Origin of the sequence: Burkholderia aenigmatica, assembly GCF_902499175.1 — a bacterium.
Lineage (GTDB): Bacteria > Pseudomonadota > Gammaproteobacteria > Burkholderiales > Burkholderiaceae > Burkholderia > Burkholderia aenigmatica.
The window spans coordinates 16,737-37,682 of sequence record NZ_CABVQC010000009.1; the positions used below are offsets into that span (position 1 = coordinate 16,737).

20 protein-coding genes are annotated in these 20,946 nt (G+C 68.6%); 13 read left to right on the plus strand and 7 right to left on the minus strand.

Going from position 1 to position 20,946, the window contains the following annotated elements; genetic code table 11:
- Window positions 1-21 precede the first annotated feature (21 nt).
- Entirely contained in the window at window positions 22-1,257 is a 1,236-nt protein-coding gene (queG, locus tag BDO18943_RS08790; RefSeq protein ID WP_175021993.1) for a tRNA epoxyqueuosine(34) reductase QueG, read from the minus strand.
- A gap of 17 nt (window positions 1,258-1,274) precedes the next feature.
- On the opposite strand from queG, the gene tsaE reads away from it, so the two are divergent.
- Both tsaE and BDO18943_RS08800 read left to right on the plus strand, forming a co-directional pair.
- Window positions 1,275-1,829, plus strand: a complete 555-nt coding sequence (tsaE, locus tag BDO18943_RS08795; RefSeq protein ID WP_175021994.1) for a tRNA (adenosine(37)-N6)-threonylcarbamoyltransferase complex ATPase subunit type 1 TsaE — start codon at window positions 1,275-1,277, stop codon at window positions 1,827-1,829.
- Window positions 1,811-3,337 (plus strand): N-acetylmuramoyl-L-alanine amidase, encoded by a 1,527-nt coding sequence (locus BDO18943_RS08800; protein WP_043190086.1) that lies wholly within the window; start codon window positions 1,811-1,813, stop codon window positions 3,335-3,337. Before tsaE ends, BDO18943_RS08800 begins: the two co-directional genes overlap by 19 nt.
- A gap of 54 nt (window positions 3,338-3,391) precedes the next feature.
- On the opposite strand, the gene BDO18943_RS08805 is transcribed toward BDO18943_RS08800, so the two are convergent.
- Window positions 3,392-4,270, minus strand: coding sequence for an EamA family transporter (locus BDO18943_RS08805; RefSeq protein WP_175021995.1), 879 nt, complete (start codon window positions 4,268-4,270; stop codon window positions 3,392-3,394).
- Between the two features lie 260 nt (window positions 4,271-4,530).
- Here BDO18943_RS08805 and BDO18943_RS08810 point away from each other — a divergent pair, with 260 nt between their 5' ends.
- Window positions 4,531-5,412 (plus strand): pirin family protein, encoded by an 882-nt coding sequence (locus tag BDO18943_RS08810; RefSeq protein WP_175021996.1) that lies wholly within the window; start codon window positions 4,531-4,533, stop codon window positions 5,410-5,412.
- A 52-nt stretch (window positions 5,413-5,464) separates the two neighbouring features.
- Window positions 5,465-6,313: a thioredoxin gene (gene trxA, locus BDO18943_RS08815; RefSeq protein WP_043190090.1), complete on the plus strand. Its 849-nt coding sequence runs from the start codon at window positions 5,465-5,467 to the stop codon at window positions 6,311-6,313.
- A 115-nt stretch (window positions 6,314-6,428) separates the two neighbouring features.
- Here trxA and BDO18943_RS08820 read toward each other — a convergent pair whose 3' ends face one another.
- Entirely contained in the window at window positions 6,429-7,286 is an 858-nt protein-coding gene (locus BDO18943_RS08820) for a tRNA threonylcarbamoyladenosine dehydratase (RefSeq protein WP_175021997.1), read from the minus strand.
- A 128-nt stretch (window positions 7,287-7,414) separates the two neighbouring features.
- On the opposite strand from BDO18943_RS08820, the gene pdxH reads away from it, so the two are divergent.
- The 3 genes from pdxH (at window position 7,415) to BDO18943_RS08835 (ending at window position 10,714) form a co-directional block, all read left to right on the plus strand.
- Entirely contained in the window at window positions 7,415-8,059 is a 645-nt protein-coding gene (pdxH, locus tag BDO18943_RS08825) for a pyridoxamine 5'-phosphate oxidase (protein ID WP_175021998.1), read from the plus strand.
- Between the two features lie 121 nt (window positions 8,060-8,180).
- On the plus strand, window positions 8,181-9,401 hold the full coding sequence (locus BDO18943_RS08830; protein WP_175021999.1) for an SAM-dependent methyltransferase: 1,221 nt from the start codon (window positions 8,181-8,183) through the stop codon (window positions 9,399-9,401).
- 23 nt (window positions 9,402-9,424) lie between these two features.
- Complete coding sequence (locus BDO18943_RS08835; RefSeq protein ID WP_175022000.1) at window positions 9,425-10,714, plus strand: DUF72 domain-containing protein; 1,290 nt, start codon at window positions 9,425-9,427, stop codon at window positions 10,712-10,714.
- A gap of 22 nt (window positions 10,715-10,736) precedes the next feature.
- On the opposite strand, the gene msrA is transcribed toward BDO18943_RS08835, so the two are convergent.
- Window positions 10,737-11,297 carry a peptide-methionine (S)-S-oxide reductase MsrA gene (gene msrA / locus BDO18943_RS08840; RefSeq protein WP_043190104.1) on the minus strand — a complete coding sequence of 187 codons (561 nt, stop codon included), beginning with the start codon at window positions 11,295-11,297 and terminating at the stop codon, window positions 10,737-10,739.
- 582 nt (window positions 11,298-11,879) lie between these two features.
- Between msrA and BDO18943_RS08845 the strand changes: the two genes are divergently transcribed.
- From BDO18943_RS08845 to BDO18943_RS08855, 3 genes are all read left to right on the plus strand, one after another.
- The gene (locus BDO18943_RS08845; protein ID WP_175022001.1) at window positions 11,880-13,286 is read left to right on the plus strand and encodes a selenium-binding family protein; all 1,407 of its coding nucleotides are present in this window, start codon (window positions 11,880-11,882) and stop codon (window positions 13,284-13,286) included.
- Window positions 13,283-13,948, plus strand: coding sequence for a hypothetical protein (locus BDO18943_RS08850; RefSeq protein ID WP_175022002.1), 666 nt, complete (start codon window positions 13,283-13,285; stop codon window positions 13,946-13,948). The genes BDO18943_RS08845 and BDO18943_RS08850 overlap by 4 nt, the downstream gene beginning before the upstream one ends.
- Before the next feature lie 302 nt (window positions 13,949-14,250).
- On the plus strand, window positions 14,251-14,757 hold the full coding sequence (locus BDO18943_RS08855; protein ID WP_043190113.1) for a flavin reductase family protein: 507 nt from the start codon (window positions 14,251-14,253) through the stop codon (window positions 14,755-14,757).
- On the opposite strand, the gene BDO18943_RS08860 is transcribed toward BDO18943_RS08855, so the two are convergent.
- The gene (locus tag BDO18943_RS08860) at window positions 14,744-15,244 is read right to left on the minus strand and encodes an Lrp/AsnC family transcriptional regulator (protein WP_006477992.1); all 501 of its coding nucleotides are present in this window, start codon (window positions 15,242-15,244) and stop codon (window positions 14,744-14,746) included. The two genes, BDO18943_RS08855 and BDO18943_RS08860, sit on opposite strands and share 14 nt — an antisense overlap.
- A gap of 130 nt (window positions 15,245-15,374) precedes the next feature.
- On the opposite strand from BDO18943_RS08860, the gene kynB reads away from it, so the two are divergent.
- From kynB to kynA, 3 genes are all read left to right on the plus strand, one after another.
- Entirely contained in the window at window positions 15,375-16,016 is a 642-nt protein-coding gene (gene kynB / locus BDO18943_RS08865) for an arylformamidase (RefSeq protein WP_043190116.1), read from the plus strand.
- A gap of 24 nt (window positions 16,017-16,040) precedes the next feature.
- Window positions 16,041-17,294, plus strand: a complete 1,254-nt coding sequence (gene kynU, locus BDO18943_RS08870) for a kynureninase (protein ID WP_241017885.1) — start codon at window positions 16,041-16,043, stop codon at window positions 17,292-17,294.
- A 78-nt stretch (window positions 17,295-17,372) separates the two neighbouring features.
- Entirely contained in the window at window positions 17,373-18,305 is a 933-nt protein-coding gene (gene kynA, locus BDO18943_RS08875) for a tryptophan 2,3-dioxygenase (protein ID WP_175022074.1), read from the plus strand.
- Between the two features lie 30 nt (window positions 18,306-18,335).
- Here the strand turns inward: kynA and BDO18943_RS08880 are convergent, their stop codons facing one another.
- Both BDO18943_RS08880 and BDO18943_RS08885 read right to left on the minus strand, forming a co-directional pair.
- Window positions 18,336-19,733 (minus strand): MFS transporter, encoded by a 1,398-nt coding sequence (locus BDO18943_RS08880; RefSeq protein ID WP_175022003.1) that lies wholly within the window; start codon window positions 19,731-19,733, stop codon window positions 18,336-18,338.
- Between the two features lie 267 nt (window positions 19,734-20,000).
- Window positions 20,001-20,945, minus strand: a complete 945-nt coding sequence (locus tag BDO18943_RS08885) for a ketopantoate reductase family protein (RefSeq protein ID WP_175022004.1) — start codon at window positions 20,943-20,945, stop codon at window positions 20,001-20,003.
- Window position 20,946 lies beyond the last annotated feature (1 nt).

Genomic DNA, 20,946 nt, shown 5'->3' on the forward strand with positions numbered 1-20,946 from the left:
CGACGACACTTTACGCCGCCTTCACGCGGCACGCAGCGCCCATTCGACATGCTCGCGCACGACCGGCGACGGGTCGTCGGCCCGCGCGCGCAACGCGGCGACGATCGCGTCGCGCGCGGCCGGTGCGAGCCGGCCCGCGTCCGCGCGCAGCGCATTGCCGAGCCCGACCGCGAGATTGCGCAGCCAGCTTTCGTAGCCGATGCGCCGGATCGCACTGCCCTGCATCCGCGTATCGAACGTGTCCGCATCCCACGCAAACAGCTCGACGAGCGTCGCGCGATCGAGGCCGTGCCGCACGTCGAAATCGGCGACGGGCGCGGCCTGCGCAAACTTGTTCCACGGACACACGAGCTGGCAGTCGTCGCAGCCGTACACGCGATTGCCGATCATCGGCCGCAGCGGCTCGGGGATGCTGCCTTTCAGTTCGATCGTCAGGTACGAGATGCAGCGGCGCGCGTCGACGCGGTACGGCTCGACGATCGCGCCGGTCGGGCAGGCGCCGATGCAGCGCGTGCAGCTGCCGCAGTGCGCGCCGGGTGTCTCGGGCGCGGTGTCGGGCGACGTGTGCGCGTCGGTCGGCAGCGGCACGTCGACGTAGATTTCGCCGAGGAAGAACAGCGAACCCGCGTCGCGCTGCAGCAGCAGCGTGTGCTTGCCGCGCCAGCCGACGCCGGCCTTCTGCGCAAGTTCGACCTCGAGCACGGGCGCCGAATCGGTGAACACGCGGTAGCCGAACGCGCCGATCTCTTGCTCGATGCGCTCGGCGAGCGTCTGCAGCCGGTTGCGCAGCACCTTGTGATAGTCGCGGCCGCGGGCGTAGATCGACACGACGGCCGCCTGCGGATCGTCGAGCCGGGCCCGTTCGCGCGCGCGCCAGTCGTGCGGCACGAGCGCGCCCGGCTCGCTTTCAGGCGCGTCGCCGGTGAGCGTTTCGGCCGGCAAATAGGCGAGCCGCACGGAAATCACGCGTCGCGTACCGGCCACAAGTTCGGCCGGACGCGCGCGTTTCATCCCATGTTTCGCCATATAATCCATTTCGCCGTGGTATCCGGCTTCCAGCCAGGCGGCGAGGCCTGCTTCGGCATCCGAGAGATCGGTATCGCTGATGCCGATCGCCCCGAAACCCAATTCGCGCCCCCACGCCCTGATGCGCGCGGCGAGCGCAGTCAACGCCGCATCGTCGAGCGCGCACGGTGCCGCGCCTTCGGCACGAGTCGAAGGCCTGTCGGATGCGGCGAGTTCCGGTAATCGGTTCATCGCACTATTTTACGAGAATGTCAGCCACGTCCAGCCACCCGCCTCATGCCGTCACGTTGCCTGCCCCGCTCGAGCAGCGCGTGATCGCGCTCGCCGACGAAGCGGCGACCGAGGCTTTCGGCACCCGCTTCGCGCACGCGCTCGACGCGGCACGCGTCGAACTCGCCCGCGCGCATGCGTTCGACGGGCTGCAGATCCAGCTGGTCGGCGATCTCGGCGCGGGCAAGACGTCCCTCGTCCGCGCGATCCTGCGGGGCCTCGGCCACACGGGGCGCGTGCGCAGTCCGACCTATACGCTCGTCGAGCCGTACGCACTCGAACGCGACGACGAGGAACTCGAGGTCTATCACTTCGATCTGTATCGTTTCAACGATCCGGCCGAATGGTCCGACGCAGGCTTTCGCGAATATTTCAATTCCAGCGCGATCTGCCTCGTCGAATGGCCACAACAGGCGGGCACGCTGCTCGGCGTACCCGATCTGGTTTTCTCGCTCGACGTGGATGGCGACGGCCGCGCCCTCACCGTCCGGGCGTACAGCGCTTCAGGAAAGGCATGTCTCGAAAGATGTTGATCAAACCGTTCCGCTCGATCGAATCGGCGGCCACCGCGACGCACAACTGGCGGCGCCGTCAGATCCTGTGCGCGGGCGCGTCGACGCTGGTGCTCGGTCTCGTCGCGCCGCGGCTCGCGCACGCGTCGTCGGTGCTCGGCGTGCGCGTGTGGCCCGCACGCGATTACACGCGCGTCACGATCGAATCCGACCAGCCGCTGCAGAATACCCAACAGCTGCTGCAGGGTCCCGACCGTCTCGTCGTCGACCTGACCGGCCTCGATCTCGACCAGGCGCTGCGCGACCTCGTGTCGAAGATCGCGCCGAACGATCCGCAGATCCAGTCGGTGCGCGTCGGCCAGTATCAGCCGCACGTCGTGCGGATGGTGTTCGACCTGAAAGGTTCGGTGAAACCGCAGGTGTTCACGCTGCCGCCGGTCGGCGCTTACAAGTACCGGCTCGTGTTCGACCTGTATCCGGCCGTCGCGCCCGATCCGCTGACCGACCTGATCGCGCAGACGGAACGCAAGGAACAGGCGCTCAACGACACCGCGCGCGCGCAGCAGATGCAGCCGCCGACCACGCTGGCCGGCCCGGGTACGCCCCCGCCGCCGCCCGCCGCGGGCGACAACAGCGATGCGTTCTTCCAGCGCTTCGCGCAGAACACGCCGGCGACGCCGCACACGCCGCCCGCCACCCCTTCGACGCCCGCGAAGCCGGCCGTCAAGCCGCCGCCCGTCATCGCACGCCGCGACGACAGCGACGACGATGGCGACACCTACAAGTTCACCGCGCCGAAATCCGGCAAGGGCGGCACCGTGCGCCTGCTGACGGTTGCCATCGATCCGGGCCACGGCGGCGAGGATCCGGGCGCGATCGGCGGCGGCGGCACGTACGAGAAGCACATCGCACTCGACATCGCGAAGAAGCTGCGCGCGAAGATCGACGGCGCGCCGAACATGCGCGCGATGATGACGCGCGACGCCGACTTCTTCGTGCCGCTGAACGTGCGCGTGCAAAAGGCGCGCCGCGTGGGCGCCGACCTGTTCGTATCGATCCACGCCGATGCATTCACGACGCCGTCGGCGCGCGGTTCGTCGGTGTTCGCGCTGTCCGATCACGGCGCGACGAGCGCCGCAGCGCGCTGGATGGCGAACAAGGAGAATTCGTCCGACCTGATCGGCGGCATCAACATCAAGACGGCTGACGCGGCCGTGAACCGCGCGCTGTTCGACATGTCGACCACCGCGCAGATCCGCGATTCGCTGCGCTACGGCAACTACGTGCTGAAGGAAGTCGGCGGCATCAACAAGCTGCACAAGGGCTCGGTCGAGCAGGCCGGGTTCGCGGTGCTGAAGGCGCCCGACATTCCGTCGATCCTCGTCGAGACCGCGTTCATCAGCAACCCGGAAGAGGAGAGCCGCCTGAACGACGACAGCTATCGCGACCAGATGGCCGACGCGATCTTCCGCGGCATCAAGCGCTATTTCGCGGCGAATCCGCCGCTCGCGAAGAACCGGATGGCCTGACGGCCATCCCCGGCCACCCCGCCCCGCCGCCGGCACGCAGTGCGTGCCGGCGCGTCACGATGCCGCGAAGCGGCGCATCAGTTTCCCGCCGAAGACGTTCACCGCGAGCCCGCCCATCACGAGCGCCGTGCCGATCAATTGCGTGCGCGTCAGATGCTCGTCGAGCAGCAGCGCCGACGACGCGAGGCCGACGATCGGCACCAGCAGCGAGAACTGCGCGACCTGCGCGGCCGGATAGCGCGACAGCAGGCGGCTCCACAGCCCATAGCCGAGCAGCGTCGCGACGAACGCGAGATAGACGACCGCGAAGATCGATGCGCCGTTCAGCCCGGCGAGCGCGGTCGCGATCCGCTGCGGTCCTTCGAACCACAGCGACAGCAGGAAGAACGGCACGGGCGGCACCAGGCTTGCCCACACGACGAGCGACACCAGGTCGGCACGGCCGACCTTCTTCGTGACGATGTTGCCGAACGCCCACATCGCGGCCGAGCAGATCGTCAGCAGGAAGCCCGCGAGCGTCATCTCGCGGCCGCCCTGCGCCGCGATCACGACGAGCCCGCCCGCGGCGATCGCGAGCCCGAACAGGTTCTGAATGCGCAACTGCTCACCGAGGAACAGCATCGCGAACACGAGCGTGAAGAATGCCTGCGACTGCAGCACGAGCGACGCGAGGCCGGCCGGCATGCCGACGTACATGCCGGTGAACAGGAACACGAACTGGCCGAGCTGGATCGTCGCGCCGTACAGCACCAGCAGGCGCCACGGAATCTGCGGCCGGCGCACGAAGAACACCGCGGGCACGGCCGCGAGCGTGAAGCGCAGCGCGCCGAGCAGCATCGGCGGCATGCCGTGCAGCCCGACCTTGATTACGACGAAGTTCACGCCCCACGCCAGGATCACGACCAGCGCAAGCAGCAAGTCCTTCGGGGCCATCTTCGGTGTCTCCTCGATTGTCGAATTGTTGTGCAAGGTGCGCTCGGGCCCTGTCGCTTTGCGCCGGGCTCCCCGAGGCGGTCATCCCCGAACGGGACTTCCTTTGGGGTGAAAACCCGGGGCGGCCCGGCGTTTTCCTGAGAAACCGGTCAGTCTACCGGGTTTCGGCCCCCGGCCCGATACCCGCGCGGTGCACATGGAATCGGCGGCGGACGGCCAGTACAATGACCGGCATCCCCCGCCGCCCTACAGGACCCGCCATGACCGATCCGATCAAAGCCCTGCTGAAGCCGCACGTGCGCGACATCGGCAACCTGCAGGTGCGCCGCACGCTGCCCGCACTCGCCGCACGCCTCGTCGGCCCGTTCATCTTCTTCGATCACATGGGGCCCGCCACGCTGCCGCCCGGCACGGGGCTCGACGTGCGCCCGCATCCGCATATCGGCCTCGCCACCGTCACCTACCTGTTCGACGGCGCGATCCTGCACCGCGACAGCCTCGGCTCGCTGCAGGAAATCGTGCCGGGCGACGTGAACTGGATGACAGCCGGCCGCGGGATCGTCCACTCCGAACGCACGCCCGACGCGCAGCGCGAAAACGGCCACACCGTGCACGGGATCCAGACCTGGGTCGCGCTGCCGCGCGCGCACGAAACCACCGAGCCGTCGTTCGAGCACCATCCGGCCGCGACGCTGCCGCGACGCAACGAAAACGGCGTCGAACTGACGGTGATCGCCGGCGATGCGTTCGGGCTGCGCTCGCCGGTCACGACGTTCTCGCGCACGCTGTACGTCGCAGCCGAATTCGCGGCCGGCGGCCGTGTCGAGCTCGACGCGTCACACGAGGAGCGCGCGGTCTATGTGGTCGACGGCGAGCTCGCGATCGACGGCACGCCGGTGCCGGCGGAGCGGATGGCCGTGCTCGCGCCCGGGGCCGCGGTCACGCTGACGAGTGGCAGCGGCGCGCGCGCGATGCTGCTCGGCGGCGACAAGATCGACGGCGAGCGCTTCATCGAATGGAATTTCGTCGCCAGCAGCCGCGACGCGATCGAGCGCGCGAAAGAAGCCTGGACGCGCCAGGAAATGGGCAAGGTGCCGGGCGAGACCGAATGGATTCCGCTGCCCGAGTCGAAGCCGCGTTGAAAAAAGGGCGCGCCGCCCCCATCCTGACGACATTCGAACGGAAGAGAACGACATGGACACCACGCTTGCCACATTCGAGAAAGACGTCATCGAGGCGTCGCTGGACGCACCCGTGCTGGTCGACTTCTGGGCGCCGTGGTGCGGCCCCTGCAAGACGCTCGGCCCGCTGCTGGAAAAGCTCGAAGGCGACTACGAAGGCCGCTGGAAACTCGTGAAGGTCAACGTCGACGAGAACCAGGAGCTCGCCGCGCACTTCCAGACGCGCAGCATTCCGCACGTGATCGCGTTCGCCGACGGGCGCCCGGTCGACCAGTTCGTGGGCGTGCTGCCCGAAGGCCAGCTGCGCGCCTTCCTCGACCGGCTGCTGCCGGCCCCCGAGGAAGCCGAACGGCGTGCCGCGCAGTACGCGATGGCCGAGGAGCGCTACGACGACGCGCTCACGCACCTCGAAGCGGCGCTCGCGCTGAACCCGGGCTTCGACGACGCACGCCTCGACCTGATCGAACTGCTGCTCGCGAGCAACCAGGTCGACGCCGCGCGCGCCGAGACCGAGCGGCTGTCGCCGCAAACGCTGCAAAACGGCGATCCGCGCTACCAGGCGATCAAGACCCGGTTCGACGCGCTCGAAGCCACGGCCGACCTGCCGCCGACCGACGCGCTCGAAGCACGCATCGCGGCGAACCCGGCCGACCTCGACGCGCGCTTCGACCTCGCGCAGAGTCTGATCGCGCGGCGCGCGTACGAAGGCGCGGTGGAGCAGTTGCTGGAAATCGTCACGCGCGACCGCGCGTACGGCGACGATCTCGGCCGCCGCACGCTGATCTCGGTGTTCGAGCTGGCCGGCGATCGGCCGGATCTCGTCGCCGGGTGGCGGCGCAGGCTGAGCATGGCGCTCAACTGAACGGATGGGTGACCGGCCGGGCCGCAACGGCCCGGCTGCGGGATCGCCCCGCATGACATACGGCGGCGCGTGTCACGCACCGCAGCATCCCTCAACGACCGCGCTTCACGGCGGCTCAGCCGGCGGCCTGCGCCGCGATCGCGCGCAGCGCATGCGCGGCGGCCGCGAACCCGAAGCTCGCGGTCACGCACACGCTCGAACCGAATCCCGCACAGTTGAGCCCGGCGACGTGCGCGGCCGCGGACGGCTCGGCGCCGTCCTCGAGATCGCAGGCGGCCGCTTCCGGATAGATCAGCGGCTCGTCCGAATACACGGCGCTGACCTTGAAACGCGCCTTCGGCCCGCGCGGAAAGCCGTGCTGCTTGCGCAGCTGCGCGCGCACCTTCGACAGCAGTGGATCCTGGATCGTCAGCGCGAGATCGTCGATCCGGATGCGCGTCGGGTCGAGCTGGCCGCCCGCGCCGCCGACCACGACGAGCGGCTGGCGCTTCGCGACGCACCAGGCGATCAGCGCGACCTTCGTGCGCACGCTGTCGATCGCGTCGATCACGTAGTCGAAACCGCCGCCGAGCAGCGCGTCGAAGTTGTCGGCCTCGACGAAATCCTCGATCCGGTTCACGCGGCACGCGGGATCGATCAGCGCGATCCGCTCGGCCATCGCGTCGACCTTCGGTTTGCCGTAATTGCCGTCGAGCGCGTGGATCTGCCGGTTCGTATTGCTTTCCGCAACGTTGTCGAGGTCGATCAGCGTCAGCGTGCCGACCGCGTTGCGCGCAAGCGCCTCGGCCACCCACGACCCGACGCCGCCGATGCCGATCACCGCGACGTGCGCTCGCTCGAATGCGGCGGCCGCCGGCGCGCCGTACAGCCGCGCGACGCCGCCAAAGCGCCGCGCGCGATCCACGTCAAGCTGGATTTCCGGGGTCGGGGTAAGATCAGAGGAACTGGGCGGGGCAGCGTCGGCGGCGGACATGGCAGCAAGGAAAATGTAAGTCGTGCAGCCCTCTATTTTGCCTGAACTCCCCGCTCGCACGCGCCACTGTACACGCACGTTTCTCGCGCGTTGGCTACAATGGTTCCAGATTGAAGCGTTTGCATAACATGACGACTCTCGCCGATCTCCGCATCAACTATTCACGTGCTTCGCTCGACGAAGCCGATGTCGCCCCCGACCCCTTCGCCCAGTTCGACCGCTGGTTCAAGGAGGCGCTCGCCGCCAAGCTGCCCGAGCCGAACACGATGACGCTCGCGACCGTCGGCGACGACGGCCGGCCGTCGGCACGCATCGTGCTCATCAAGGGCGTCGACGAACGCGGGTTCGTCTTCTTTACCAATTACGAAAGCCGCAAGGGGCGCGATCTTGCCGCGCATCCGCAGGCCGCACTGCTGTTCTACTGGATCGAGCTCGAGCGCCAGGTGCGCATCGAAGGCCGGATCGAGAAAACCAGCGCCGAGGAAAGCGACCGCTATTTCGCGTCGCGCCCGCTCGGCTCGCGCATCGGCGCATGGGCGTCCGAGCAGAGCGCCGTGATCGACAGCCGCGCCACGCTCGAAGCGCAGGAAAAGGCCGTCAGCGAACGCTACGGCGACAACCCGCCGCGCCCGCCGCACTGGGGCGGCTACCGCCTCGTGCCCGACTCGATCGAGTTCTGGCAGGGCCGCCCGTCGCGGCTGCACGACCGCCTGCTCTATACGCGCGACGCCGATACGTCGCCGGACTGGTCGATCTCGCGCCTGTCGCCTTAAGCGCGGCGCCGGCGCAAGCCGGTCGTGTCTCGAGTTACATCCGGGCGCCCGCGTCGCAAGCGGCGGGCGCCGGTCAAGATACTTGGCTGTATTCGATTCAACGAACAAACGGAGAATCCAAATGTTCTGGGAAAAGAAGCTGGCACAGTGGGCGGACGAAGTACGGGCGAAAGCGAACATACCGGCGCGCCTCGTGCTGTGGAACGGCGATCAACTCGATTTCGGCACCTTCAGCGCGCCGCAGGTCACGTTGAAGGTCAACAGTGCGTCGGCGTTGCCGCTGTTGCTCGAACCAAGCCTCGACAATCTCGGCGAGGCGTACGTGAAGGGCAAGATCGACATCGAAGGCAAGCTGTCGGACATCATCAACATCGGCTACTCGCTCGCGCGCAACACGGTGACGAGCGCGAGCAAGCTGGCGCGCGTGAAGCGCTACTTCAATCACTCGAAGAGCACCGACAAGAAGGCGATCCAGTATCACTACGACGTCTCGAACGAGTTCTACCAGCTGTGGCTCGACGAGAACATGGTGTACTCGTGCGCGTACTTCGAGAACGGCGACGAGGATCTCGCCACCGCGCAGATCAAGAAGATCGACCACATCCTGACGAAGATCCGGCTCCAGCCGGGCCAGCGCCTGCTCGACATCGGCTGCGGCTGGGGCGCGCTCGTGCTGCGCGCCGCGCAGAAGTTCGGCGCGCAGTGCCTCGGCGTCACGCTGTCGCAGAACCAGTTCGACCTCGCGACCGCGCGCGTGAAGGCCGCCGGGCTGGAGGACAGGATCGAGATCCGGCTGCAGGACTACCGCGAGATCGACGGCCAGTTCGACCGCATCACGAGCGTCGGAATGTTCGAGCACGTCGGGCGCAAGAACCTGCCGCTCTATTTCTCGCGCGTGCACGACCTGCTCACCGACGACGGCATCGCGATGAACCACGGGATCACGTCGACCGACGCGGAAAGCGGCGAGACGGCGCTCGGCGGCGGCGAGTTCATCGACCGCTACGTGTTCCCGGACGGCGAGCTGCCGCACATCAGCCTCGCGCTCGAAGCCGCGCAGCGCGGCGGGCTGGAAGCGATTGACGTCGAAAGCCTGCGACGGCACTATGCGCGCACGCTCGACATCTGGACGGAAAACTTCGAGGCGAAAGCGGAAGCCGCGCGACAACTCGTCGACGACGAAAAATTCCGCATCTGGCGCGTGTATCTCGCCGGCTGCGCGTATGCGTTCGAGCACGACGACGTGTCGATCTTCCAGATCGTATGCCGCAAGGCCGGGCAGAGCGCGAAAACGCTGCCGTGGTCGCGGCGCTATATGTACGAACACGCGCTGCCGCGCTAGGCGGCGCTTCACGCTGGGCATGCATGGGTGACGGCAGGACGCGGCGCAAGGCGCCGCCGGAACGACAGCAGCACGACGACGCGGATGCGCCGCACGCCGACGGGCAATTCGACCTGTTCGGCGTGCCGGCCGACGCTGCACGCGCGTCGCCGGAGGACGATGGCCGGCCTGCCAACACCGACGAGCACGTGACACCGGACGCGCCCGACGATCCGCAGCCGGCTCCGCGCGCCCACTCCCGTTCTTCAGACGAAACCCCGCCTGCCGCTTCCGGCCAGCTGTGGGACGAACCGTCCCCGCCAGCCGCACCGCCGAAGAAAGGCCGGCGCCGGCGCGGCGTGCTGCCCGCGCCGATCGCGCCGGAGGTGGCCGACGCAGCGGCCGGCCTGCCGCCGAACGTCCGGCTCGGCACGTCGTCGTGGTACTTCCCCGGTTGGGACGGCATCGTCTACGACGGCGACTTCGCGCAGACCAAGCTGTCGCGCGAAGGGCTCGAAGCGTACGGCGCGCATCCGCTGCTGAAGAGCGTGAGCCTCGACCGGTCGTTCTACGGCCCGCTGTCGGTGGCCGACTACCTGCGCTATGCGCAGCAGGTGCCCGACGATTTCCGCTTCGTCGTGAAGGCGCCGGCCTCCGTGACCGATGCGGTGATCCGCGGCCGGCGCGGCGAACCGTCGGGGCCGAACCCGACCTTCCTCGACGCGGCGCTCGCCACCCGCGAATTCGTGCAGCCTTGCCTCGAAGGGCTCGGCCGGAAAGCCGGCGTGCTCGTGTTCCAGTTCTCGCCGCTGCCCGATCAGCTGCTCGCCCAGCCGGCCGCGCTGATCGACCGGCTCGCCGCGTTCTTCGCGGCGCTGCCGCCGCTGCCGCCGGAAGCCGACGGCACCCGCTATGCGATCGAGATTCGCGACGCGAGTCTGCTCACGCCGCGCTTCATCCGCGCGCTCGCCGCGCTCGGCGTGCGCTACTGCGTCGGCCTGCACGCGCGGATGCCCGACCCGCTGCGCCAGGCGGCCGCGCTCGCGCTGCTCGACGGCGATGCGCCGGGCCCGCTGATCGTGCGCTGGAGCCTGCACGGCGGCTTCAAGTATGAACAGGCGAAAGCAAAGTACGAGCCGTTCGACAAGCTCGTCGACGAGGATCCGGCCACGCGCTCGGCGCTCGCCGAACTGGCCGCGCGCTATGCGCTGGCCGGGCAGCCGGTGATCATCACGATCAACAACAAGGCGGAAGGCTCCGCGCCGCTGTCGTGCATCGCGCTCGCGCGCGAGATCGCCGCCGCGTGCGCGCAGTGGCGCAACGAGGCGGCTTGATACCAGCTTGCGCCGGCCGCGCTTACGCGCCGCGCAGCGACTTCAGCCGGTGCGAGAACTTCTGCCGGAATTTCGCGAGCTTCGGCCCGATCACGACCGAGCAGTAGCCCTGCCCCGGGTTACGCGCGTAATAGTTCTGGTGATAGTCCTCGGCCGGCCAGTAGTTGTCGTCGAGCGGCACGACCTGCGTGACGATCGGCTGCCCGAACACCTGCTCGCGCTCCAGCTCGCGGATCACGTCGAGCGCCGTGTCGCGCTGCGCATCCGAATGCGTGAACACGACCGAACGGTACTGCGTGCCGACGTCGTTGCCCTGCCGGTTCAACTGGGTCGGATCGTGCGTCGCGAAGAAGATCTCGAGGATCTCGCGATAGCCGATGCGCGCCGGATCGAACGTCACGTTGACGACTTCCGCGTGGCCCGTGTCGCCTTCGCAGATGTCACGATAGCCGGGATTGCGCGTATGGCCGCCCGCGTAGCCCGACTGGACGGCCGTCACGCCGTCGACGTCGAGGAACACCGCCTCCGTGCACCAGAAGCACCCGCCGCCCACAGTCGCGGTTTCAAGCATTTCGTTCCCCATGAAATCAGCCCCTCGTTGATGACGGCAGCCGGCACGCATGCGCCGGCGCCATCGTTACGCATCGCCGCTGCCCGCGCAGGATGCGGGGCGCAGCGGCACTTCGACAAGTATCTCACTCGCGTGCGAACCCGGCCGATTGGGCAGGTACCGCGCGCGAACGGCACACCCTTTTCTCGTCTACACTAAGGCACGCGCGAACCCGACGGCAAACCCGTCGCGCCGCGCATCGCGTCCGATGCATGCCCGACCCTGATGCAAACATCATCTGCCGGAACATCGATATGCACGCCTCAACAGAAATCACCCACGTCACCCGCCCCGCCGTTGCCGCGTCGCGGGCTGTCGCTTCGACTGCGCCATCGCCCTGCCGTGCCCCCGTGTTGCGCCAGGTGCGGCGAGCCGGCCCATCGCCTTTATCCGCTTTCACGATCTGATGCACGGCGCCGCACGTGTCGCCGACGCGTGCATCCGCCAGCCGATCGCTCCCGCCGGCGTGTCGCGCGCCGCGGGGCCACCCCGGCCCGCACGTCCGCAACGAACGGCCGTGCGGCCACGATCCGACACCATCGAGAGGGCATCACCATGAGCATGCGGCCTGACCCGACGTTTCACGCTTCGCCCGAGCTTGCGATGCAGGCGCCGGCGGAAGAGTTTGCCTATACGTTGTTGCTGAGCCCCGATTTTTCCAGACCCGACGCGCTCGCCGTGATCGACGTGAAGCCCGGCTCGTCGACCTACGGAAAAATCGTGCACACGGTCACGATGCCGAACACCGGCGACGAGTTTCACCACTTCGGCTGGAATGCCTGTTCGTCGTCCCTGTCGCCGCTCACGGGCCACGCGTTTCTCGAGCGCCGCTTCCTGATCATCCCGGGCCTGCGCTCGTCGCGCATCTACGTGATCGACACGAAGCCGCACCCGACTCAGGCGCGCATCCACAAGATCGTCGAACCCGGCGAGATCTTCGCAAAGACCGGCTACTCGCGCCCGCACACAGTGCACTGCGGCCCAGAGGGCATCTACGTGAGCACGCTTGGCGGCGCGGGCAAGGACGGCACCGACGGCGCGCCCGGCATCTTCATCATGGATTGCGAAACCTTCGACGTGCTCGGCCGCTGGGAGATCGACCGCGGCCCGCAGGACAAGCATTACGACTTCTGGTGGAACCTGCCGCGCGACTACATGGTGTCGAGCGAATGGGCGCTGCCGCCGCAGTTCGAAAACGGCATCGTCCCCGAGGACCTGCTCGCGAACAAGTACGGGCACCGGCTGCATTTCTGGGACCTGCGCGCGCGGCGCAACGTGCAGACGATCGATCTCGGCGCGAATCACCAGATGGCGCTCGAGGTGCGGCCCGCGCACGACCCGGTGCGCGAATACGGGTTCGTCGGCGTGGTGGTCGACACGACGAATCTCGAAGGCTCGATCTGGACCTGGTGGCGCGAAGGCGGCCAGTTCCATGTGAAGAAGACCGCGACGATCCCGGCCGAGCCGGCCGCGGCCGACGAACTGCCGCCGCTGCTCAAGGGATTCGGCGCCGTGCCGCCGCTCGTGACCGACATCGACCTGTCGCTCGACGACCGCTTCCTTTACGTGTCGTGCTGGGGCACCGGCGAGATGCGCCAGTACGACGTGTCGGATCCGCACCACCCGGTGCTCGCGGGGTCGGTGCGCATCGGCGGCATCGTGCGCCGCGCGCCGCACGCGAACGGCCGCGCGTTCGCCGGCGGCCCGCAGATGGTCGAGATCAGCCGCGACGGGAAGCGCGTGTACTGGACCAACTCGCTCTATTCGACGTGGGACGACCAGTTCTACCCCGACGGCGTGCCAGCCGCGCAGGTGCTCGCGCATGTGGGGCCGGAAGGCGGGCTGACGCTCGCCGACGACTACTGGGTCGAGTTCCCCGACGGCTATCGCGCGCACCAGATCCGGCTCGAAGGCGGCGACTGCTCGACCGACTCGTTCTGCTATCCGTCGGTCAAGCGTTGAACGCCAGCCTTCACGCCCCGCTCGCGCTGTGGGCGGCCGTGCTCGCGAGCGGGGTGTATCACGGGCTCAACCCCGCGATGGGCTGGCCGCTCGCGGTATCGAACGCGCTGATGACGCGCCGCGGCAGCGCGCTCGTCGCGGCGCTCGGCTATCTCGCGCTCGGCCATGCGCTCGCGGTCTTCACGGTGATGCTGCCGTTCGGGCTGCTCGCCGCGCTGCTCGCGTGGCAAACGGCGATCCGGATCGGCGCGAGCGCGCTCGTGATCGGCTTCGGCGCCGTGCTGCTGATCCGGCGCCGGCATCCGCGCGCGCTCGCGCGGATTCCGCCCGCCCGGCTCGGCCTGTGGTCGTTCGCGGTCGCGATCGCGCATGGCGCGGGGCTGATGCTGGTGCCGATCTACCTCGGGTTGTGCGGGCTCGACCGGGACGCCGGCCACCGCGCGGCGGCCACGCTCGTCGATGCGCATCTCGGGATGGCGCTGGTCGTCGCGGCCGTGCATGCGATCGCGATGATCAGCGCCGGCGGCGGGCTCGCATGGCTCGTGTACCGCTATCTCGGGCTGAAATTCGTGTCGCGGAGCTGGTTCAATCTCGATGCCGTGTGGGCGTCGAGCCTGATCGTGACGGGCGCGCTGTCGCTCGGACTGGCGGCGGCGCGATAGCGCGGGTATCGATGCCAGGGGTGACGCCGCCGTACCGGCCAGCGCAGCGACACCGCACAAAAAACGCGACAGAACGGCCGGGGCGGACGCACCCAATCGCGCATCCGGCAGCGCGCCGCAGTGTTCGCTACGTCACCCTATCCCCGCATTGCGCCGCCTGGCCGGGCCCGGCGGCCCCGATTCCGCTAAAATCGGGCCATGCGCACCACTTCCGCTCCGACCGCCTTGTCGCCTTTCGTCCACCCCGCCCGTTGCACCCGCCGCGCGCCGTGCCCGCCCGTTTCGTTCCGGATGGCCGCCCGATGAGCCGCGCCACTCCGCCGGATTTCGACGTGACCGCGTTCCGCCAGGCACTCGGCCAGTTCGCGACGGGCGTAACCGTCATCACGACACAGGCGCCGTCCGGGCAACTGATCGGCATCACCGCGAGTTCGTTCAACTCGGTGTCGCTCGATCCGCCGCTCGTGCTATGGAGCCTCGCGCACAAATCGGCATCGACACCGGTGTTCCGCGGCAACAGCCATTACGTGGTGAACGTGCTCGCCGCGTCGCAGCTCGACCTGTGCAAGCGCTTCTCAAGCTACAAGGGCGACCGCTTCGAAGGGATCGCGCATGCGGCCGGTAACTCCGGGATGCCGGTGCTCGACGGCGCGCTCGCGTGGTTCGAGTGCCACAACCGCAGCCGCTACGACGAAGGCGATCACGTGATCTTCGTCGGCGAAGTGGAGCGCTGCGGCGTCCGCGTGCCGAACGCCGAAGCGCCGCTCGTGTTCCACGGCGGCGGCTTCCACGGCCTTACACCGCTTTGATCGCCCCCGTGCGCGCCAGCCCGACCGGCGCGCCGGCTTCATCCTTCAGCGTCTGCAGCACGATGTTCGAACGGATGTCCATCACGCCCGGCGCCTTGTAGAGCCGGTTCAGCACGAAATCCGAATAGTGCTTGAGGTTGTGCGCGAGCACGCGCAGCAGATAGTGGCTTTCGCCGGTCACGACGAACGCGCCGACGACCTCCGGCCATTCGCGCAGCGCTTCCGCGAAGCGCTCGTGCCATTGATTTTCTTCGTTGCGCATCGACACCTGAACGAACGCCTCGAGTTCGAAGCCGAGCTTCTCGCGGCTCAGGCACGCACGATAGTGCTCGATCACGCCCTGCTCCTCGAGCAGGCGCATGCGGCGCAGACAGGCGGATGGCGAAAGCGAAATCCGTTCCGCCAGATCGAGATTGCTGATTCTGCCCTCTTCCTGCAGCACCGCCAGAATCCGGCAGTCGGTGGCATCGAGCGTGATCGCGTGCATTTTTGGTCCCCGTTTTCCCTCTGAGTCGAATTATCTGCCAATCCGGCGGATTGTCCATGTTTATTTCGCAAGCACTTTCGACGAGCGTCCACCTATCATTCGAAGGATCGACTCACCGAATCGTCATGCCATGGACACCCTCTGGGACATCTCGCCGCCTGTCAGCCCCGCCACCCCCGTGTGGCCGGGCGATACGCCGGTTTCCGTCGAACGCGTGTGGCGGATGGAGGCCGGCTCGCCGGTCAACGTCGCGCGCCTGACACTGTCGCCGCACACGGGCGCGCACTGCGACGCGCCGCTGCACTACGACGCCGACGGCGCGCCGATCGGCGCCGTGCCGCTCGACACCTACCTCGGCCCGTGCCGCGTGATCCATTGCATCGGCGCATCGCCGGTCGTGCAGCCGGCCGATGTCGCGGCCGCGCTCGATGGCGTACCGCCGCGCGTGTTGCTGCGCACCTATGCGCAGGCGCCGCTCGCGCAATGGGACACCGGCTTCTGCGCGGTCGCGCCGGACACCATCGACCTGCTGGCCGCGCACGGCGTAAAGCTGATCGGCATCGATACGCCGTCGCTCGACCCGCAGGAATCGAAGACGATGGATGCGCATCACCGCGTGCGCGCGCACCGGATGGCGATTCTCGAAGGCATCGTGCTCGACGACGTGCCGCCCGGCGACTACGAACTGATCGCACTGCCGCTGAAATTCGCGACGCTCGACGCGAGCCCCGTGCGCGCGGTGCTGCGCGCGCTGCCCGCGCGTGCCTCCTGATTACCCCGACTGACGACCCACATCATGATCAAGACCCGTGAAGACGCACTCGCGCTCGACCGCGACGATCCGCTCGCCCCGCTGCGCGACCAGTTCTCCCTGCCCGACGGCGTGATCTACCTCGACGGCAACTCGCTCGGCGCGCAGCCGAGCGCGTCGGCCGCCCGCGCACAGCAGGTAATCGGCGCCGAATGGGGCGAAGGCCTGATCCGCAGCTGGAACACGGCTGGCTGGTTCGCGCTGCCGCGCCGTCTCGGCGACAAGCTCGCGACGCTGATCGGCGGCGCCCCCGGCGAGACGGTCGTGACCGACACGATCTCGATCAACCTGTTCAAGCTGCTGTCGGCGATGGTGCGCCATCAGGCCGAGCGCGCGCCCGAGCGCCGCGTGATCGTGTCGGAACGCTCGAACTTCCCGACCGACCTGTATATCGCGCAGGGGCTGATCGAACAGCTCGGCGGCGACTACGAACTGCGCCTGATCGACGACCCGGCCGACCTGCCCGACGCACTCGGCGCGGACACGGCCGTCGCGATGATCACGCACGTGAACTACCGCACCGGCTACATGCACGACATGCCGGCCGTCACGCAGCTCGTGCACGACGCGGGTGGGCTGATGCTGTGGGATCTCGCGCACTCGGCCGGCGCGGTGCCGGTCGACCTGAACGGCGCGCGCGCGGACGGCGCGGTCGGCTGCACGTACAAGTACCTGAACGGCGGCCCCGGCTCTCCCGCCTTCGTGTGGGTGCCGCAGCGCCATCACGCGCATTTCTCGCAGCCGCTGTCCGGCTGGTGGGGCCACCGCGCACCGTTCGCGATGCAGCCGGGCTTCGCGCCCGATCCGGGCATCGCGCGCTTCCTGTGCGGCACGCAGCCGATCGTGTCGATGTCGATGGTCGAATGTGGGCTCGACGTGTTCCTGCAGACCGACATGCACGCGATCCGCCGCAAGTCGCTCGCGCTGACCGACGCATTCATCGCGCTCGTCGAAGCGCGCTGCGCGGGCCTGTCGCTGAAGCTCGTCACGCCGCGCGCGCATCACCAGCGCGGCTCGCAGGCGAGCTTCGAACATCCGCACGGCTACGAAGTGATGCAGGCGCTGATCGCGCGCGGCGTGATCGGCGACTACCGCGAGCCGTACGTGCTGCGCTTCGGCTTCACGCCGCTCTATACGCGCTTCGCCGACGTGTGGGATGCCGTCGAGACGCTGCGCGACATCCTCGCCACCGACGCGTGGAAGGCGCCCGAGTTCGCCGAACGCGGCGCGGTGACCTGATCGGCCTCGCCCGGCGTGCGCAAGCCGCGCGCCGCGCCCCGTCATTCAAATCTGGAGATAGTCGTGAATTCTGGTCATATGCAGCCACCCGGCAACGACGCGCCGGCGGGCTGCCCGTTCTCGGGCGCACGCGCCGCGCATACGGCGCAACCGGCCCAGGCCGCGCACGAAGCGTCGCACGTGCCCGGCGATGCCGGCTGGCACAACGCGCAGCTCGATTTCTCGAAGTCGATGAGCTATGGCGACTACCTGTCGCTGAATTCGATCCTCGACGCGCAGCATCCGCTGTCGCCCGATCACAACGAGATGCTGTTCATCATCCAGCATCAGACGAGCGAGCTGTGGATGAAGCTCGCGCTGTTCGAGTTGCGCGGCGCACTCGATGCGGTGCGCACCGACGCGCTGCCGCCCGCGTTCAAGATGCTCGCGCGCGTGTCGCGCATCCTCGAACAGCTCGTGCAGGCGTGGAACGTGCTGTCGACGATGACGCCGTCCGAATATTCGGCGATGCGGCCGTATCTCGGGCAGTCGTCGGGCTTCCAGTCGTACCAGTATCGGCAGCTCGAATTCCTGCTCGGCAACAAGAACGTGCAGATGCTGCAGCCGCATGCGCACCGGCCCGACATCCTCGAGCAAGTGCGTGCGACGCTCGAAGCGCCGTCGTTCTACGATGAAGTCGTGCGCCTGCTCGCGCGGCGCGGCTTCCCGATCGCGGCGGAGCGGCTCGAACGCGACTGGACGCAGCCGACCCGACATGACGAAACCGTCGAAGCCGCGTGGCTCGAGGTGTACCGTCATCCGCAGCAGCACTGGGAGCTCTACGAGATGGCCGAGGAGCTCGTCGATCTCGAGGATGCGTTCCGCCAGTGGCGCTTCCGTCACGTGACGACCGTCGAGCGCATCATCGGCTTCAAGCAAGGCACGGGCGGCACCAGCGGTGCGCCGTACCTGCGCAAGATGCTCGACGTCGTCCTGTTCCCCGAGCTCTGGCACGTGCGCACCACGCTGTAACGCACGACTCGCCCCTGGGCCCGCGCGCCGTCACGACGACGTGCGGGCCAGTTCCTCCCCTTCGCGCGGCTGCACCGCCGCGCGCGACAGTCGCGGAATATGCCGTCGCACGACGAGCAGCGCGACGCAGACCACCCCCATCGCGATCGCCAGCATCGTCAGATAGGCCGTGGCGCCGCCCGTGGTGATCACGACCGCGCCCGCGAACGCGCTGAGGATCGCGCCGAGCCGGCCGAACGCGAGCGCGCTCGCGGTGCCCGTCGCGCGCACCGCTGTCGGGTAGATGTACGCGCAGAGCGCATACATCGTCGACTGCACCGCGTTGACGAACAATCCGTGCAGACCGAGCCCGACGATCAGCCAGCCCGTGTGGCGGCCGGCATCGACGCCCATCAGCCACACCGCGCTCGCCGCGCCGCCGATGCTGCACAGCACGAGCGGCCAGCGCGACCCGGCGTGCGCGATCGTCCATGCGCACAGCAGCGCGCCGATCACGCCGCCGAGGTTGTACGCGGTGAGCCCGGTACCCGCGACCGACACGCTCAGCCCGCTCGCCGCCAGCATCGTCGGCAGCCAGCTGAACGCCGCATAGACGGCGAGCAGACACATGAAGAACGCGCCCCACAGGGCGATCGTGTCGCGCGCCTGACCGCTCGCGAACAGCGCGCCGAAGCCGCCGCGGCCGCCTGCCGCGCGTGCATCTTTCAGATCGGTGAACACTGTGCCCGCCGCGACCGGCCGCTGCATCCTGGCAAGCAGCGCGCCGAGTTCCGGCCAGCGCGCAGGGCGCCGCGCGAGATAGCGCGGCGATTCGGGCAGCGCGCGCACGAGCACGAAGCCGAGCACGAGCGGCAACGCACCGCCCGCGAAGAACAGCCCGCGCCAGCCGTAGCGCGGCAGCACCTCGTGCGCGAACAGGCCGGCCAGCATTCCGCCGAGCGGCACGCAGACGATCGTCGCGGTCACCATCATCGTGCGGCGCCGCGCGGGCGTGTATTCGGCCGTCATCGTCGTGGCCGTCGGCAATGCACCGCCGATGCCGAGCCCCGCGACGAAGCGCAGCATCGCGATCGCCGTGACGTCCGGTGCGAAGCCGATCGCGCAGGTCGCGATGCCGAACAGGAACACGCTGCCGATCACGGCCTGGCGACGGCCGAAGCGATCCGCGACGATCCCCGCGCACGCGCTGCCGATCCCCATCCCGATCAGCCCGGCCGCCACCGCCGGCGCGAACGCGCCACGCGTGATGCCCCATTCGCGGATCAGCACCGGAATCGCGAAGCCGATCAGCTGGCCGTCGAAGCCGTCGAGCACGATCGCGAGCGCGGCGAGCAGCACCACGCAGCGCTGCATCGTCGTGAACGGCCCGTCGTCGAGCGTCGCGCCGATGTCGACGGACGGCGACTGCAATCCGTCGCGCGTGCTCATGCGGCCTCCCGTGCGCCGCGCTGACGCGGCAACATGCGCGCACGGCGCGCGACAAGACAACGGCGTTCGATGGCTTTCATGGCGTCTCCGGTTGTCCGGGCTGCCGCGCTGTGGCGCGTGCCGGATCTCGTGCTGCGCAGTCGGCCGGTGTCGACGCATCGGCGGCGGCCCCGGTGTCTCGTCCAACCTGTCCCGATCCGGTGCCGTCGTCTGCGCGCGACGCGCCCGTATCGTCGTGCGGCGCAGGCAGCGCCGCCAGCCTGATGCTCAGTTCATCCGCGCGTCGATCAGCCTGACCAGTGCGAGCAGCGTTTCCGCATGCGGCACCGCGACGCCCGCTTCGCGCGCGGCCGCGACGACCTTGCCGCTGATCGCGTCGATTTCCGTGCGACGGCCCGCGAGCACGTCCTGCAGCATCGACGGGCGATGGCCGCGATGCTCGCGGATCGCATGCTCGACGTTGCGCGCGATGCGCTCGCCGTCGACCGCGATGCCCTTCGCGCGCGCGACCGCCGCCGTCTCGGCGGCGATCGTCTGCGCGAGCCGCAGCCCGTCGTGGTGTTCGCCGAGCTGGTCGACCGTGCAACGTGTCACCGCGCACAGCGTGTTGAGCGCCGCATTGAACGCGACCTTCTCCCAGATCGCAGCCCACACGTCGTCATCGAGCGAGCACGCGAGCCCCGCGCGCGACAGTGCATCGGCGACGGCGGCCGCGAACGTGCGCTCCGCGCCGTCGGCCGTCATCATCTTGATGATGCCGGCACCGTGCGAATGCACGTGGCCTGGCCCGGCAAGATCGGCGGGCCAGGTCGTGACACCGACGAGAATGCGCTCGATCGGCACGAACGCATTCAACGTCTCGACGTTGCCAAGCCCGTTCTGCAGCGTCAGCACGTACGTGTAGGGGCTCAGCAGCGCGCGCACGCCGTCCAGCGCGTGGCGCGTGTGCAGCGACTTCGTGAAAACGATCAGCAGGTCGAACGGTGTGTCGGGCGACGCGGCTGCGTCCGCATTCGCGGCTTCCGGCCGCACGGCCTGCAACGTACGGATGGTGCGTTCACCACGATCGTCATCGATGCGCAGCCCGTCACGGCGGATCGCATCGAGATGCGCGTCGTTCACGTCGATCAGCGTGACGGCCTCGCCGCTTTCGGCCAGCAGCCCGCCGAACAGCGAGCCCATCGCGCCGGCGCCCAGAATCGCAATCTTCATC